This is a genomic window from Arsenophonus nasoniae DSM 15247, assembly GCF_000429565.1.
Classification (GTDB): Bacteria; Pseudomonadota; Gammaproteobacteria; order Enterobacterales; family Enterobacteriaceae; genus Arsenophonus; species Arsenophonus nasoniae.
The window spans coordinates 1-16,352 of the sequence record NZ_AUCC01000018.1 but is presented as its reverse complement, the minus strand read 5'-3'; the positions used below and the strand labels follow the sequence as shown (position 1 = coordinate 16,352).

Sequence of the window (16,352 nt, the reverse complement as noted above, 5' to 3'; positions counted from 1 at the left end):
AACATTTTGTTGCCCCGTAACGGTAGTTTAGGGGGAGGTACTATGACCAGGTCTGAATTAATTGAAAGACTTATTAACCAATTAGCTCATATACCAGCAAAACTTATTGAAGAAGCTGTGAAAGAAATGCTTGATCATATGGCAATAACACTTGCTAAGGGAGAGCGTATTGAGATCCGCGGATTCGGCAGTTTTTCTCTTCATTACCGTGCGCCGCGCATCGGTCGTAATCCGAAAACGGGTGACAAAGTTGATTTGAAAGGAAAACATGTTCCTCACTTCAAGCCTGGTAAAGAATTACGTGATCGCGTTAATATTTATGCATAAAAATTACCAGATTTAATTTGTTTATTCTATTAAAATGGCGTCTTAATTAAGACGCCATTTTTATTGCTATATTCAATTTTTCCAATACAAAATTTTTGCATTATTAAAGTCCCTCTTGATTGTTACAAAAGGCTTAATTTTTAATTATTAAAAAAATAATAAAATTTTATAATCAAAAAATAAATTTTCTTAACAAAAACTAGTTGGGAATCATCTCGCAAAAATATGAAAATAATAAAAAAGAAATAAATGTTTTTTCGGTTTTCTATGGACAATATTGTTTATCTTTTTGAATTATATTAATAATATCATTAATTTCATGATATCGGTTTTGTCAGGAAGCGATACATGAAAAAAATGCTAGCTAATATAAATAGGGTTCAGATAAATATTAATTCAGCAGCAGTGGCGGTAATATTGGGATTATTACCTTTACTCTTTTTGGCACAATTACCCAATAAATCACTCCAATTGGGATTTTTTATTATATTCTGTTTATTTTGGTTTATTCCACTTTATTTGACTAAATTTGTAGCTATTTTGGGTATAAGCTTTTTGTGGGGATGCTGGCAGGGATATTATTTATTAGAAAAAATGAAATTATTTAGTCAGCAACAACAACGTTATGTAGCCATTATTGAAGATAGTCTAGTGAATAGGCACAATAATATTCGCATAAAAGTAAGATTGTTAATCAATAATAGTAAAGAATCATTTCCTATGTTGTACGCTTATCTTCAGTTTAAACCTGATACTCTGACAAGAAATCATTTTTTTTGTGCCGGGCAAAAACTCATTTTTTCTGGGCAATTAAAATCCGTTCATAGTTTATTAAATCAAGGCGGATTTGATTTACAACGATATGCAATAAATCAACGTTTACTAGGTACGTTTAAAGTTCAAAGCTTTACTATATTGAATAAACATTGTTCTTTAAGGCAACAGATAATATCAATGTCGACTAATGTTATCAGTAAATATCATCATCAAGCGGTGATTTATGCTTTAATGTTTGGTGAACGTGGATTATTAGACTCGGAACTAAGGCAACAATTGCAACGAACAGGTATCGCTCATTTGATGGCTATTTCTGGTTTACATATTGGTATGGCTTACTTTTTTGGTTTTTGGCTATCTCGTTTAATACAATTTTTATTACCTACTTATTTTATAAAGCCTCGTATTCCAATGTTAATAGGATGGTGCTTTGCTATAGGTTATGCTTGGTTATCTGGTTGGGCAATACCTGCGATGCGGGCTATTTTTGCCTTGTCTTTATGGCTTTATATTCGTCAACAAAATTTTGTTTGTTTTCCCTGGCAATGGGCATTATGGAGTATCACTTTAATTTTAGTCGTTGAGCCTTTAGCAATACTTGCTGATAGTTTTTGGCTCTCGAGTTTTGCGGTTACGGCATTAATATTCTGGTTTTCGTTTGTTAAATTGAGTGTCCAGTTTCAATACAATTGGCTTAATTGGCTTAATTGGCTTAATTGGCTAGCTAAATTGGTTCATTTACAACTTGGCATGCTGATTTTGTTAATTCCTATTCAATTGATTTTGTTTCAAGGCATTAATATTGCTAGTTTTTGGGCTAATTTATGGGCGGTGCCAATTATTTCATTTATAACCATACCGTTAATTATGGTTTCATATATTTGTATTTTTTGGCATTCAGTACAAAATTTATTATTTGATATTATTGATAAAAGCATTAGTTTAGTATTATGGCCCCTACCGAATATTGAGCGTTATTGGCTTGATAGTGGCCATCTGCCAATTCTCATCACCGGGGTAAGTTGGCTTATTATCTTATGTTGGCAGTTTGGTTGGTTTTTTCAGTATAAGTTGCTGATAACATTATTAATCTATTGGTCAATAACAACACTAAAACAAAACGATTTAGCGCTTTGGCGATTGATTATGTTAGATGTGGGACATGGATTAGCGATTATCATTGAGCAACAGGGAAAAGTGTTAATTTATGACACGGGTATGTCATGGAAGAAAAACAGCATCGCTAATAGTACTATTTTGCCTTATTTACGATATCATCGTTTAACACCAGAAGGCGTTATACTTAGTCATAATCATATCGATCACACTGGTGGGATAGCGAGTTTATTCTTAACCTATCCTGGATTAATGATCCGAAGTCATTTTGATAAAGAAAATCATTTTCCTTGCCACCGAGGTATTTATTGGCAATGGCAGAAATTACATTTTGAAGTATTATGGCCCATAGCCGATCAAAAAGAATCACATAATAATGAATCATGTGTAGTAAAAATTAGTGATGGTTACCATTCGGTTATTTTATCTGGCGACATTGAGAAAGCAGCGGAGAAGGAACTCGTTCGTTTAGCAATGGCAAATTTACCGGCTAATTTATTACAAGTTCCTCATCATGGTAGTAATACTTCGTCAACGATGGCATTTATTCAAGCAATTAAACCGCAATATGCACTGACTTCTGTTGCTCGTTATAGCCGTTGGCGTTTACCTTCTAATAAAGTACGCCAACGATATAAGAATATGGGGGCAAATTGGCTAAGTACGGCAGAATCAGGGCAAATTATAGCGCAGTTCTATTCTGATAAAATTGAAATAATGCGATATCGACAGGAGCTTTATCCTCGTTGGTATCATCAGCAGTTTGGTATTTAGGCATTTACCGAGTAGAATAAAGGGCTTATTTTTATAGGTATTTAATAAGACAATGATAATGAATGATAAAGATCTTTCCACATGGCAAACATTTCGCCGACTATGGCCAATGATTTTGCCATTTAAACTGGGATTAAGTGTAGCTGCTGTTGCGTTAATCATTAACGCTGCAGGCGATGCATTCATGATCTCCTTATTAAAACCTTTGCTTGATGAAGGTTTCGGTAAAGCTGATAACACCACACTAAAATGGTTACCCATTGCTATATTGGGGTTAATGCTGATAAGAGGGATATCGAGTTTTATCTCCAATTATTGTATTGCGTGGGTTTCTGGTAAAGTTGTCATGAATATGCGTAGGCGTTTATTTGGTCATATGATGGGGATGCCGGTTGCTTTTTTTGATCAACAGTCGACAGGAACCTTACTTTCTCGTATCACTTATGATTCTGAACAAGTTGCTTCATCTTCTTCGAGCGCTTTGATCACTATTGTTCGAGAAACTGCCTACATTATCGGTCTATTTGGACTGATGTTTTATTATAGTTGGCAACTTTCACTAATATTAATTGTCATTGCTCCTATTGTCGCATTAACCATCCGCTCGGTTTCCAAACATTTTAGGAATATTAGTAAAAGTATGCAAACTGGCATGGGGCAAGTAACAGCCAGCGCTGAACAGATGTTAAAAGGCCATAAGGAAGTTTTGATTTTTGGTGGACAAAAAGTTGAAACTGAGCGTTTTAGCAAAGTGAGTAATCATATGCGTCGGCAAACGATGAAAATGGTAACTGCATCTTCAATCTCTGATCCTATTATCCAACTGATTGCCTCTCTAGCGCTAGCATTCACGCTTTATATTGCGAGTTTTCCTGAAGTTATGCAAACATTGACTGCAGGAACTATTGGTGTTGTTTTTTCATCTATGTTTGCATTAATGCGCCCATTAAAGTCCTTAACAAATGTTAATGCACAATTTCAACGAGGTATGGCTGCCTGCCAGACATTGTTTAGCATTTTAGATATGGAGCAGGAAAAAGACGAGGGTAAATTAACCTTAAAAAAAGCTAAAGGTAAAATAGAATTTAAACATGTTACTTTTAAGTATCCAACCAAAGATCATCCTGCATTACAGGATATCTGTTTTAAAATTCCGGCTGGAAAATCTATTGCTTTAGTCGGACGATCCGGTTCAGGAAAATCGACTATTGCGAATCTAATTACCCGTTTTTATGAGGTTAACGAAGGTCAAATACTGCTTGATGATCGTGATTTACGTGAATACACCTTAACTTCTTTACGTAACCAAGTCGCACTGGTATCGCAGCATGTCTATCTTTTTAACGATACCATTGCAAATAATATTGCCTATGCAACCGATGGTCGTTTCAGTCGCAAAGCGATCGAAAAAGCGGCCAAAGCTGCTTATGCGATGGACTTTATTGAAAAACTGGATAATGGGCTAGATACGGTTATAGGTGAAAATGGTGTAATGCTTTCTGGTGGGCAGCGTCAGCGCATCGCCATTGCGCGTGCTTTATTACATAACTCATCTATATTAATTCTTGATGAAGCTACATCTGCACTTGATACTGAGTCAGAGAGAGCCATTCAAGCAGCACTGGACGAATTACAGAAAAATCGGACTTCTATTATTATTGCCCATCGTCTTTCGACAATAGAAAACGCCGATGAAATTTTGGTTATTCAGGAAGGCCAAATTATTGAACGAGGCAACCATCAAACTTTACTTAAGTGTGATGGGGCATATGCTCAACTTTATAATATGCAATTTAAATAATGATTGAAAAAATATGGTCAGGTCGTTCGTGGCTATCTCTTTTGCTAGTGCCGCTGTCGATATTATATAGCATGATTATTGGTTTAAGACGCCTTTGCTATCATTTGGCAATTTTGCCTCGTTGGAAAGCGCTAATACCTATTATTGTTGTGGGTAATTTGACGGTTGGCGGTAATGGTAAAACACCAGTTGTCATTTGGTTAGTTGAGCAACTTTTATCACGAGGCTATCGTGTTGGCGTTGTATCACGTGGATATGGGGGTAAAGCAACTTCTTATCCGTTATTAGTTAATAAAAGTATATCAATAAAGGAAAGTGGCGATGAACCCGCTTTAATTTATCGGCGAACTGGTGTGCCAGTGGCCGTTGCCCCTAAACGAGTAGCAGCAGTTAAAATGCTACTCAGGGAACACAACCTGGATGTTATTATTACTGATGATGGTCTTCAACATTATGCACTGCGAAGGGATTTTGAGATTGTTGTTATCGATGGTATTCGTCGTTTCGGTAATGGTTACTTGCTGCCGGCGGGCCCGTTACGTGAGTGTCAATATCGTTTGAATACTGTTAATGCTGTTATTATTAATGGTGGCATCGCTAAGCAGGGAGAGATTGCTATGCAGTTAACAGGCGATATTGCTATCAATATGTTGACCGGTGAAAAAAGATCAGTCTGTGAATTGGGGCAAGTTGTTGCAATTGCAGGTATTGGCCATCCAGCACGTTTTTTTTCAAGCCTTGAGCAAAAAGGGGTGCCATTAATTGCCACACATGCTTTTTCTGATCACCAGCACTATGAATTTTCTACACTTTCATCCTTAGTGACTGATCATCAAACATTATTAATGACAGAAAAGGACGCAGTGAAATGTTTTCATTTTGCTCAATTAAATTGGTGGTATCTACCGGTAAATGCTAAGCTTTCACAACCTGGCGCAGGAAAAATTCTTTCAGCCATCAGTGAATTAGCGAAGCTAAGTAAAAATGCTTGAAATGATAACATTATCATGTTATTTATAAGTCAAATCTAGTTAGGAATATAGTGACATCATTTCATTAATACCACGCCAGCTATTATTTCATTAAGACAAAATCCTTTAATTTTATTCGGTATCAAGTTTGATTGATAAATTTTAGTAATGAATAATTTGGTTTATTGTAATGTTGTTTGCCATTTAAATGAATTCTAGATAACAAGAGACACTAATGCGTTAGTGTTTTATTAGTATAATAATACTACTCTGACATTAAGGGTATTTGGTAAAAGAAAAATGGGGTTTCTATCGAAAGCTTAATAAAAGAGTAGGGAGCATTAGGGGAAAATAAAATTTTGTCTCCTAGTGAACAAAAGGAGTTTTATTATGACATTTCAATTACAAATGGGTCGCGTAAAATGGTTTGATGTAAAAGAGGGCTATGGATTTATCTCTCCTGTCAATGGCGGTCAAGATATCTATGTTAATCGTCGAGCTATTGCGAACACCAAAAATAAGTGGCTTAAAGAAGGCCAGTGTGTTGAATTTTCAATTACGCGTAACGCTTATGGTATTGCTGCTGCTGATGTTATCGCTTATGAATTTTAAACCATCATCCGCTGCCAATTTGTCAAAAAATTGACAAATACTTATCAGGGCAGAGATTAAAGTTAACGGTGATGCATGCTTGTGCTATCCTAGTTTCATCTAAAATGATGTTTTTGATGGGGAATGTATGGATCACCGCCTACTTGATATTATTGCTTGTCCTATTTGTCATGGCAAACTAATCTATGATAAACAAAATCTAGAGCTTATCTGTAAATTTGATCATCTTGCTTATCCTGTACGCAATAACATACCTGTTTTATTAAGAGAAGAAGCTCGTGAGTTGCCTTTAGATGAAGAAAAGTAACATGTTTACAGTTATTATTCCGGCGCGTTTTGCTTCTAATCGCTTACCGGGCAAGCCGTTAGCTGATATTCATGGAAAACCTATGATTATTAGGGTAATGGAAAGAGCGCTAATGTCAGATGCGACGCGTGTTATTGTGGCGACTGATCATCAGGCTGTATTTGATGTGGTGAAAGCAGCCAATGGTGAAGTCTGTATGACCGACCCAGCCCATCAATCAGGCACTGAAAGATTGGCGGAAGTTATTGAAAAATATAAATTTTCTGATGAAGAAATTATTATCAATGTTCAAGGTGATGAACCTTTAATTCCACCAGAAATAATTAATCAGTTAGCTAACAATCTAATGCTAAATAACGTCGGTATGGCAACCTTAGCCTCTCCTATTAACAGTCCAGAGGAAGTATTTGATCCGGCTATTGTAAAAGTCGTAACAGATAAACAGAGTAATGCTTTATATTTTTCCAGAGCGGCAATACCCTGGGAACGAGATCGCTTTGCAGTTAGCAAAATGGAAATTGGGCAGCACTTTTTACGTCATATTGGTATTTATGCATATCGAGCGGGTTTTATTCGGCGTTATATTCAATGGCCAATAAGCCCGTTAGAGACGATAGAAATGCTTGAGCAGTTGCGTGTACTCTGGTATGGCGAGAAAATTCATGTTGCGCTAGCCGTTAAAACACCAGGGCATGGAGTAGATAACCAGCAGGATCTTGATGCTGTTCGGAAAATGTTTTTCCCTGCTTAAAATTATACGGCTGTTAGCTATTATGTAACGGTTTATTTCGCTACATTAGAACTATGCATTAGAGGTTGAGTATTGTTAATTTTTATTGCTTGCCATACTGAACCAATAAATTCATACCAAGCACGTTCTGAATGGGAAAAATAGTAAGCAGAAGGAAAAATTCTTTCCCAGGGCTGTAATGGTGAAGTAATGGCAAGTTGATTGGCTGGTGCAGTGATGGGGTGCATATTTCTAGCAAGAAAGAAATGTTCAGCACGTGCCATATGATTAGCTGAAGTTACCAATAGAAAAGGTTGTTTGCCAACGATTTTTTCCACTTCCAAGGCTTCTTCTTCTGTATCTCTAGGTTCAGTTAAGGTAATTAAATCTGTTTCAGGTACACCTAATGATAATGCGACTTTTGCTGCCACTTCAGCATTACTGATCATATTATTACCGCGACCGCCTGTAAAAATTAATTTAGCACCGGAATGTTGAAGATAGAGGCGAATTCCTTCCGTCACTCTTGCTAGGCTATTATTAATAAGGTTAGCACTTGGTGGCCAATCAGGGTTGTAAGTAAATCCGCCTCCAAGTACTACGATATATTGGATTGTTTGTTTAGGGTGTAATAGTTCATAACGCTTATTAAAGGGAGCTTCCGTTGACAGTAGTAATTTGTCGGCAATAGGCTGTATGCCTAGTAATAACAGCGCCAACCAGCTAAAAGAGATTAAACATTTGCCGCTTTTTTGCCAGTGAGTGAACCATAATAGTATTAATCCGATAAAACTTACTAAAATGATGAGCGGTAATGGCATTAAAAGCGCCCCAAGATATTTTTTTAATGTAAACAACATATTTCAACCCTAGTTAATGAATTTATCAAGTGTGTGGTATATTCGATCATATAGATACTAGTTTAATGAATTGTTAATATAAAAATTATTTTCAACAAAGATTGCTATTATTTTTTATTATCTTAGTGTTGGTTAAATAGGTATTTTTTATCATCAATGGCGATTAAGTTTTATAATAGTTGTTATCGAGGTATTTTTTCATGGTAGATCGCAATTTTGATGACATTGCAGATAAGTTTACACAAAATATTTATGGCACAACTAAAGGAAAAATACGCGAAGCAGTTATTTGGCAGGATTTAAACTCTCTGCTTGATTTATTACCCAGTAAACCATTAAAGATATTGGACGCCGGTGGAGGAGAAGGTCTTTTTGCTTGCAAGTTGGCTGCGATGGGACATCAAGTTATCGTTTGTGATATATCTTCAACGATGGTTGAACGCGCCAGATTGTTGGCTGAAGAAAAAAAAGTAAGCCATAACATGCGATTTGTTCACGCTTCCTTTCAGGATATTGCTCAATCTTTAACAGCAACGGGCGCCGTTGATTTAGTACTGTTTCATGCAGTGATTGAATGGATCAATGAACAAAAATCGGCAATAAAAACGCTAGCGGATATAATTAACCCAGGTGGCGCATTTTCTATCATGTTTTATAATGCGAATGGGTTGGTGATGAGAAATGCTGTATTGGGTAACTTCCATTTAGCGACACCTAATATTCAGCGTCGCCGCAAACGTTCACTTACCCCCCTAAATCCGTTATTACCAGAAACAGTATATCAATGGTTAGAAGAATTTGACTTTAAAATAGTTGGTAAAACAGGTGTACGGGTTTTTCATGATTATCTACAAAACCGTCAGTTACAAAATAAAGATTTTCCGGCGTTGCTTGCTTTAGAGCAGCGCTACTGTCGACAACAACCCTATATTAATCTGGGGCGCTATATTCATGTTATGGCATGCAAGTCTATGTGAAAGGATGAATTATGAGTGAATTTTCCCAGACTGTGCCGGAATTGGTATCCTGGGCGCGGAAAAATGATTTTTCTATATCATTACCTGCTGAGCGTCTGGCCTTTTTATTAGCTGTTGCTGTCCTTAATAGCGAGCGGCTTGATGGTGAAATGAGTGAAGGTGAATTAATTGATGCTTTTCGTGAAGTCAGTAAAGGATTCGAGCAGACTGCTGAAACCGTTACTGCCAGAGCGAATAATGCAATTAACGATATGGTACGACAGAAATTATTTAATCGTTTTTCTAGTGAAATCATTGAAGGTAATGCCATTTATCGTTTAACGCCACTCGGTATAGGCATCAGTGATTATTATATTCGCCAGCGGGAATTTTCTTCCCTACGTTTATCGATGCAACTTTCGATTGTAGCTGGTGAATTAAGTCGAGCGGCAGATGCGGCAGAAGAAGGTGGAGATGAATTTCATTGGCATCGCCATGTCTTTGCGCCATTAAAATATTCAGTGGCAGAAATTTTTGACAGTATTGATATGTCGCAGCGTGTGATGGATGAACAGCAAAATAGTGTTAAGGAAGATATCTCTGCACTACTTAGTCAGGATTGGCAGGCAGCAATTGCCAATTGTGAACAACTATTAACGGAGACTTCAGGCACATTACGTGAATTACAAGACACGCTGGAAGCAGCGGGTGATAAATTACAGACCAATTTGTTACGCATCCAAGAGGCAAATATGAATGGAGGTGGTTCAGAATTGGTTGATAAGCTAGTATTTGATCTACAAAGTAAGCTTGATCGAATTATTAGCTGGGGTCAGCAATCAATTGATCTCTGGATTGGTTATGATCGTCATGTGCACAAATTTATACGTACTGCCATTGATATGGATAAAAACAGAATATTCTCGCAGCGCTTACGTCTATCCGTGCAAAATTATTTTGCCGATCCTTGGGCATTAACGGTAGCCAATGCTGAACGATTATTTGATGTGCGTGATGAAGATCTGGTATTGAGTAATGAAGAAGTGACGGGTGAGTTGCCAACTGAACTGGAATATGAAGAATTTAATGAGATTAATGAACAACTGATTGAAATGATGGAGCAGGCATTAGCGGGTTATAAGAAGGATCAACATCCACTTGATATTGGTTTAATTTTGCGTGATTACTTGACTAAATATCCACAGAAACGGCATTTTGATGTGGCGCGTATTATTGTTGATCAGGCAGTTAAATTAGGTATAGCAGAAGCGGATTTCTCAGGCATCCATCCTGAATGGTTAGCGATTAATGATTACGGAGCCAAGGTACAGGCACATGTCATCGACAAATATTGAACAATTTATGCCAGTAAAATTGGCACAAGCTTTAGTCAGCTCTCTTTTCCCTGAATTGGATAGCCAGCTTCGAGCCGGGCGTCATATTGGCATTGATGATTTGGATAATCACGCCTTTTTGATGGATTTTGAGCAGGAATTAACCGCTTTTTATGCTCGCTATAATGTTGAGTTGATCCGCGCGCCAGAAGGTTTTTTCTATTTACGGCCACGTTCGACCACATTGATTCCTCGCTCAGTTTTATCTGAATTAGATATGATGGTTGGTAAAATTCTTTGTTATCTTTATTTAAGTCCGGAAAGACTCTCTAATCAGGGCATATTTACTGCGCAGGAACTGTTTGAAGAGCTATTATCCCTAGCGGATGAAAGCAAACTACTTAAGTTTGTTAATCAGCGCTCGACAGGTACCGATTTGGATAAACAAAAATTACAAGAAAAGCTGCGCACTTCGCTTAATCGTCTACGCCGATTAGGAATGGTTCATTTTTTACAAAATGACAGTCAGCGTTTTATGATCACCGAATCTGTTTTTCGTTTTGGTGCTGATGTGCGTAGTGGCGATGATCCACAACAAGCCCAATTACGCATGATCCGTGATGGCGAAGCGATGTCGTTGAAAGATAACTTAGCGTTAAAAGATAACGAAAGTAATGATAGTGAAGAAGATGAAGCGGAGGATGAATAGCTATGTTAGAACGAGGCAAGTTTCGCTCACTCACGCTCATCAATTGGAACGGCTTTTTTGCCAGAACGTTTGATTTGGATGAGTTAGTAACGACGCTATCTGGTGGTAATGGTGCCGGTAAATCGACCACTATGGCGGCATTTATTACCGCCATGATCCCTGATTTAACCTTATTGCATTTTCGTAATACCACCGAAGCGGGTGCGACTTCAGCATCGCGGGATAAAGGGTTGCATGGAAAATTACGCCCAGGGGTTTGTTATTCAATTTTGGACGTAATGAATTCTCGCCATCAACGTATTTTAGTCGGTGTTCGCTTACAACAAATTGCCGGTCGTGATAAAAAAGTTGATATAAAACCTTTCATAATCCAAGGATTACCTACTGCAATGTTACCAACGCATATCTTGACTGAGCAAGTTGAAGAGCGTCAAGCGCGTGTGATTGGTTTAAACGATTTAAAAGATCAAGTGGATGCAATTGAAGGTGTGCAGTTTAAACAATTTAATTCAATCACTGATTATCATGCTCAGTTATTTGATCTGGGTATTATTCCTAAACGATTAAGATCATCGAGTGACAGGAGCAAATTTTATCGCTTAATTGAAGCTTCTTTATACGGTGGAATTTCAAGCGCCATTACGCGTTCCTTACGTGATTATCTTTTGCCTGAGAATAGCGGGGTGCGAAAAGCCTTTCAGGATATGGAAGCAGCTTTGCGGGAAAATAGATTAACCCTTGAAGCAATCCGGGTCACTCAGTCTGATAGTGATTTATTTAGACGGTTAATTAATGAAGCAACAGATTACGTTTCTGCTGATTATATGCGTCATGCTAATGAACGGCGAGTGCATCTCGATAGTGCTCTTGCTGTTCGGGCTGAATTATTTGATGGCCGTAAACAACTGATTGCTGCCCAAACTCGTCATGTTGAAATGGTACGAGAGCTGGATGAACAAAATGGTTCTTCGTTAAATTTAGAGGTGGATTTTCAAGCAGCCAGCGATCATTTGGGGCTTGTACAAGCAGCAGTACGCCAGCAGGAAAAAATTGATCGTTATCAGGCCGATATTGAAGAGATAACTTATCGTCTGGAAGAACAAACTGAAGTTGTTGAGCAAGCGGTCGAGCAGCAAACTGAGCTTGAAGCCAACGTTGAAGCGGCAGAATTAGAAGTTGATGAGATAAAAAGTCAACTGGCTGATTACCAGCAAGCATTAGATGTTCAGCAGACGCGTGCCATCCAATATCAAAAAGCCCAGCAAGCGCTGGAACGAGCAAAGAAAATTTGCCAATTGGCTAAACTAACGCCAAATAATGTTGAGCAATTTTTAACAAGTTTTGAGCAAAAAGAGCAACAGCATACGGAAAAATTGCTAGCACTGACTCAGAAAATCAGTGTGATTGATGCGGCCACTAACCAATTTGACCAGGCCTATAACTTAGTTAAAAATATTGTTGGCGAGGTAAAACGAGATAAGGCGTATCAAAAAGCTCGTGAACTATTGCGCGACTGGGCTTCCCAGCAACATCTTGCTCAGCGCATTGAGCCGCTACAAATGCAATTAGCCGAACTGGAGCAAAAACTGAATAGTCGGCAGGATGCTGAACGTATTTTAGCTGAATTTTGCCAATATTCTGAGCAACAATATCAACCCGATGAACTGACGACATTACTTGAACAATTAGAAGCACAGCAAGAAGAACTAAGTATTTCTGTTAATGAAAGTAATGAGCATCGCATGTTAATGCGGCAAGAACTTGAGCAGATCAAACAGCAAATTCAGACGTTAACCCAAAAAGCACCTATTTGGCTAGCAGCCCAAGATGCGCTTAATCAATTAACCGCACAGGCTAATGATAGTTTTAGCCATAGTCATGAAATTACCGAGCATCTACAGCAATTATTAGAACAAGAACGGGAAATAACCGTTGAACGCGATGAAGTCGCCAGTCAAAAGCGTGAATTAGAGCAACAGATAGCCCATCTTAGTCAACCCAGTGGTGCTGATGATAATCGCTTACTTGGCTTGGCTGAACGTCTTGGTGGTGTTTTGTTATCAGAAATTTATGATGATATTACTATCGATGATGCGCCCTATTTTTCAGCGCTCTATGGTCCAGCCAGACATGGTATTGTGGTTCCTGAACTAGCAAAAATTCAGCCACAATTGAATGAATTGATAGTCGAATGCCCGGATGATGTCTATTTTATTGAAGGCGATCCGCAATCTTTTGATGATAGTGTGTTTCATGCGGAAGAATTTGATCAGGCTGTATTAATTCGATCTTCAGAGCGTCAATGGCGTTTTTCTCGTTATCCTGCAGTCCCCTTATTTGGTCGGGCGGCACGTGAAAATCAACTGGAAATGTTGAACCAGCAGAGAGATAGCTTAGCTGAACGCTATGCAACTCTCTCTTTTGATATGCAAAAATTACAACGTGCTCATCATGCATTTAGTGGTTTTATTGGCAAACATCTGGCGGTGGTTTTTGACGCTGATCCAGAAGCTGAAATTCGTTCTTTAAACCAACGTAGAAATGAACTAGAGCGCCAGTTAGCACAATTTGAAGATCAGACACAACAACAAAAAAAGCAACATACTGCGATCAAAGCGCGGTTATCCAGTTTGAACCGCTTGTTGCCACAAGTTAATTTGCTAATGGATGAAACGCTAGTCGATCGCATTGCAGAGATCCGTGCAGCGCTTGCAGAGGCCGAAGAAGCGGGGCATTTTTTGCATAAACATGCAAAATCGTTGGCCAAGTTAGAACCGATAGCTAATGTCTTGCAAAGCGATCCTGAACAACATGAGCAATTGCGTAATGAATATGAACAAGTCAAACAGTTACAGCAACAATCGAAACAGCAAACGTTCGCTTTAATTGAAGTTTTACAACGTCGAGCACATTTTAGTTATAGCGATTCGACCGAAATGCTGACAGAAGATACTGATTTAAATAATAAACTCCGACAGCGTTTAGAAAAGGCAGAAAAAGAGCGTAGTCAGACACGGGAACAACTAAAGCAGCAACAAAGTAAAACCGCGCAATTTAATCAACTATTAGCTTCATTGCGTAGCTCTTTTGAAACTAAGCAGGATATGCTAAGAGAATTAGAGGCTGAAATAAAAGCGATTGGCGTTCAGGCAGATAGTAATGCAGAAAAACGGGCTCGTGAACGCCGAGACCAACTTTATGCAGCAGTAAATGCTAATCGCTCGCGCATCAATCAATTAGAAAAACAGATCGCATTTTGTGAAGCTGAAATGGACAATTGGCAGAAAAAATTACGTAAATTAGAGCGGGATTATTACCAACTGCGCGAGCAGGTTGTATCAGGTAAATCCGGTTGGTGTGCTGTTATGCAAATGGTCAGGGACAACGGTGTTGAGCGTCGTTTACATCGGCGTGAATTGGCTTATATGGATGGCGATAGTTTACGTTCGATGTCAGATAAAGCGCTAGGCGCGCTTAGACAAGCGGTCGCGGATAATGAACATTTACGGGATGCATTACGTGCCTCTGAAGATCTTAAACGGCCTGAACGCAAAATAGCGTTTTTTATTGCGGTTTATCAACACTTACGTGAACGTATTCGACAAGATATTATTCGCACTGATGATCCGGTTGATGCCATTGAACAGATGGAAATTGAATTAGCGCGTCTAACCGAAGAACTGACCGCTCGTGAACAAAAATTAGCCATCAGTGCTAAGAGTGTGGCAAATATTATCCGTAAAACAATTCATCGTGAGCAAAATCGGATTCGCATGCTTAACCAAGGGCTACAGTCAGTTGCTTTTGGCCAGGTAAATGGGGTTCGACTTAATGTTAATATTAGACAAAGCCATGAATCATTACTTGATGTATTGTCAGAAGAGCACGAACATCACCAGGATCTGTTTAAAAATAAAAATCTGACATTTTCTGAAGCGATGGCAAAACTTTATCAGCGTTTAAACCCTCAGCTAGATATTGGGCAACGCCTGCCACAAACCATTGGCGAAGAGTTACTCGATTATCGTAATTATCTGGAACTGGATGTTGAAGTTAATCGTGGTTCGGAAGGTTGGCTCAAAGCAGAAAGCGGAGCACTATCAACGGGCGAAGCGATTGGTACAGGCATGTCAATTTTGGTGATGGTGGTACAAAGTTGGGAAGAAGAATCACAACGATTAAGGGGTAAAGATATTTTACCATGTAGGTTTTTATTCCTGGATGAAGCGGCCCGATTGGATGCTAAATCGATTGCAACCCTGTTTGAACTCTGCGAACGATTAAAAATGCAATTAATTATTGCTGCGCCTGAAAATATCAGTCCGGAAAAAGGGACGACTTATAAGCTGGTACGGAAGGTATTCGGCCAACAAGAACATGTGCATGTTGTTGGTTTAAAAGGTTTTGGCCAACAGGACGAGCAGTTAAAAATATCATCTGCTGTCACTTAAATTCAAGTCAAAAAAATTATTTTTATATTTTAATAACCGCTATTTCATGATAGCGGTTTTTTTATAAAAGGTTTGTTTTAAAAGTAAATTATGTATTGCAATTGAAAATAAAGTGATCGAAGATTATATTTTAAATATAGCGGATTGGTAATTTAATTTTTTAATAAGTATTAAATCTAAAATTTATGGGATTTTATTTTAAATGAAAATTTACTTTGTCAATACAGGTTTAAATTAATTTATAAACATGATTATTTTTTAAATATAAAAATTATTTATTTTTGTATCAAATAATAAATATCTATCAACAATAGCCGTTAACCGTCATCGATAGTCGATATTTAATAATTAATACTATGTTTTATATCATTTTTATTTTCCATCTCAGTATATAATAGCTGTTTTTAGTCACCTATTATAATCCTTGTGTCATGAAATTTATGTACATATTGGTGTACATGAAATATCATAAAAAGATTGGACACAAGGAGAAAAAAAAGATGGCGGTAAGTGATTCATGGTTAAGAGCGGTAAATGGTAAGCCACAAGCTAAAATGGTGACTAAATCAGACAGAGAGGGGTTATCAGTTCGCGTAACACCAAAAGGTAAAGTGATTTTTCAATATC

The 16,352-nt window shown here is 37.9% G+C and carries 12 protein-coding genes and 1 pseudogene; 12 read left to right on the top strand and 1 reads right to left on the bottom strand.

The window, feature by feature from the left end:
* The first annotated feature begins 42 nt into the window (after nucleotides 1-42).
* The 7 genes from ihfB (at nucleotide 43) to kdsB (ending at nucleotide 7,436) form a co-directional block, all read left to right on the top strand.
* Nucleotides 43-327: an integration host factor subunit beta gene (ihfB, locus tag G468_RS0106145; RefSeq protein ID WP_026822377.1), complete on the top strand. Its 285-nt coding sequence runs from the start codon at nucleotides 43-45 to the stop codon at nucleotides 325-327.
* Nucleotides 328-675: 348 nt separating this feature from the next.
* On the top strand, nucleotides 676-2,994 hold the full coding sequence (locus G468_RS0106140) for a DNA internalization-related competence protein ComEC/Rec2 (RefSeq protein ID WP_051296975.1): 2,319 nt from the start codon (nucleotides 676-678) through the stop codon (nucleotides 2,992-2,994).
* 55 nt (nucleotides 2,995-3,049) lie between these two features.
* Nucleotides 3,050-4,795 (top strand): lipid A ABC transporter ATP-binding protein/permease MsbA, encoded by a 1,746-nt coding sequence (msbA, locus tag G468_RS0106135; protein ID WP_026822375.1) that lies wholly within the window; start codon nucleotides 3,050-3,052, stop codon nucleotides 4,793-4,795.
* On the top strand, nucleotides 4,795-5,787 hold the full coding sequence (lpxK, locus tag G468_RS0106130) for a tetraacyldisaccharide 4'-kinase (RefSeq protein ID WP_026822374.1): 993 nt from the start codon (nucleotides 4,795-4,797) through the stop codon (nucleotides 5,785-5,787). Before msbA ends, lpxK begins: the two co-directional genes overlap by 1 nt.
* Before the next feature lie 369 nt (nucleotides 5,788-6,156).
* Nucleotides 6,157-6,378: a cold-shock protein gene (locus G468_RS0106125; protein ID WP_026822373.1), complete on the top strand. Its 222-nt coding sequence runs from the start codon at nucleotides 6,157-6,159 to the stop codon at nucleotides 6,376-6,378.
* Nucleotides 6,379-6,505: 127 nt separating this feature from the next.
* Nucleotides 6,506-6,685, top strand: coding sequence for a Trm112 family protein (locus G468_RS0106120; protein WP_026822372.1), 180 nt, complete (start codon nucleotides 6,506-6,508; stop codon nucleotides 6,683-6,685).
* 1 nt (nucleotide 6,686) lies between these two features.
* Nucleotides 6,687-7,436 (top strand): 3-deoxy-manno-octulosonate cytidylyltransferase, encoded by a 750-nt coding sequence (gene kdsB / locus G468_RS0106115; RefSeq protein ID WP_026822371.1) that lies wholly within the window; start codon nucleotides 6,687-6,689, stop codon nucleotides 7,434-7,436.
* A 32-nt stretch (nucleotides 7,437-7,468) separates the two neighbouring features.
* Here kdsB and elyC read toward each other — a convergent pair whose 3' ends face one another.
* Entirely contained in the window at nucleotides 7,469-8,275 is an 807-nt protein-coding gene (gene elyC / locus G468_RS0106110) for an envelope biogenesis factor ElyC (RefSeq protein WP_026822370.1), read from the bottom strand.
* A 200-nt stretch (nucleotides 8,276-8,475) separates the two neighbouring features.
* Between elyC and cmoM the strand changes: the two genes are divergently transcribed.
* The 5 genes and pseudogenes from cmoM to G468_RS24640 form a co-directional block, all read left to right on the top strand.
* Nucleotides 8,476-9,252 (top strand): tRNA uridine 5-oxyacetic acid(34) methyltransferase CmoM, encoded by a 777-nt coding sequence (cmoM, locus tag G468_RS0106105; RefSeq protein ID WP_026822369.1) that lies wholly within the window; start codon nucleotides 8,476-8,478, stop codon nucleotides 9,250-9,252.
* 11 nt (nucleotides 9,253-9,263) lie between these two features.
* On the top strand, nucleotides 9,264-10,586 hold the full coding sequence (gene mukF / locus G468_RS0106100; protein WP_026822368.1) for a chromosome partition protein MukF: 1,323 nt from the start codon (nucleotides 9,264-9,266) through the stop codon (nucleotides 10,584-10,586).
* Nucleotides 10,567-11,274 carry a chromosome partition protein MukE gene (gene mukE, locus G468_RS0106095; protein WP_026822367.1) on the top strand — a complete coding sequence of 236 codons (708 nt, stop codon included), beginning with the start codon at nucleotides 10,567-10,569 and terminating at the stop codon, nucleotides 11,272-11,274. The genes mukF and mukE overlap by 20 nt, the downstream gene beginning before the upstream one ends.
* 2 nt (nucleotides 11,275-11,276) lie before the next feature.
* Complete coding sequence (gene mukB, locus G468_RS0106090; protein WP_026822366.1) at nucleotides 11,277-15,725, top strand: chromosome partition protein MukB; 4,449 nt, start codon at nucleotides 11,277-11,279, stop codon at nucleotides 15,723-15,725.
* 500 nt (nucleotides 15,726-16,225) lie between these two features.
* Nucleotides 16,226-16,352 (top strand): annotated as a pseudogene (locus tag G468_RS24640) (Arm DNA-binding domain-containing protein); the annotation flags it as partial.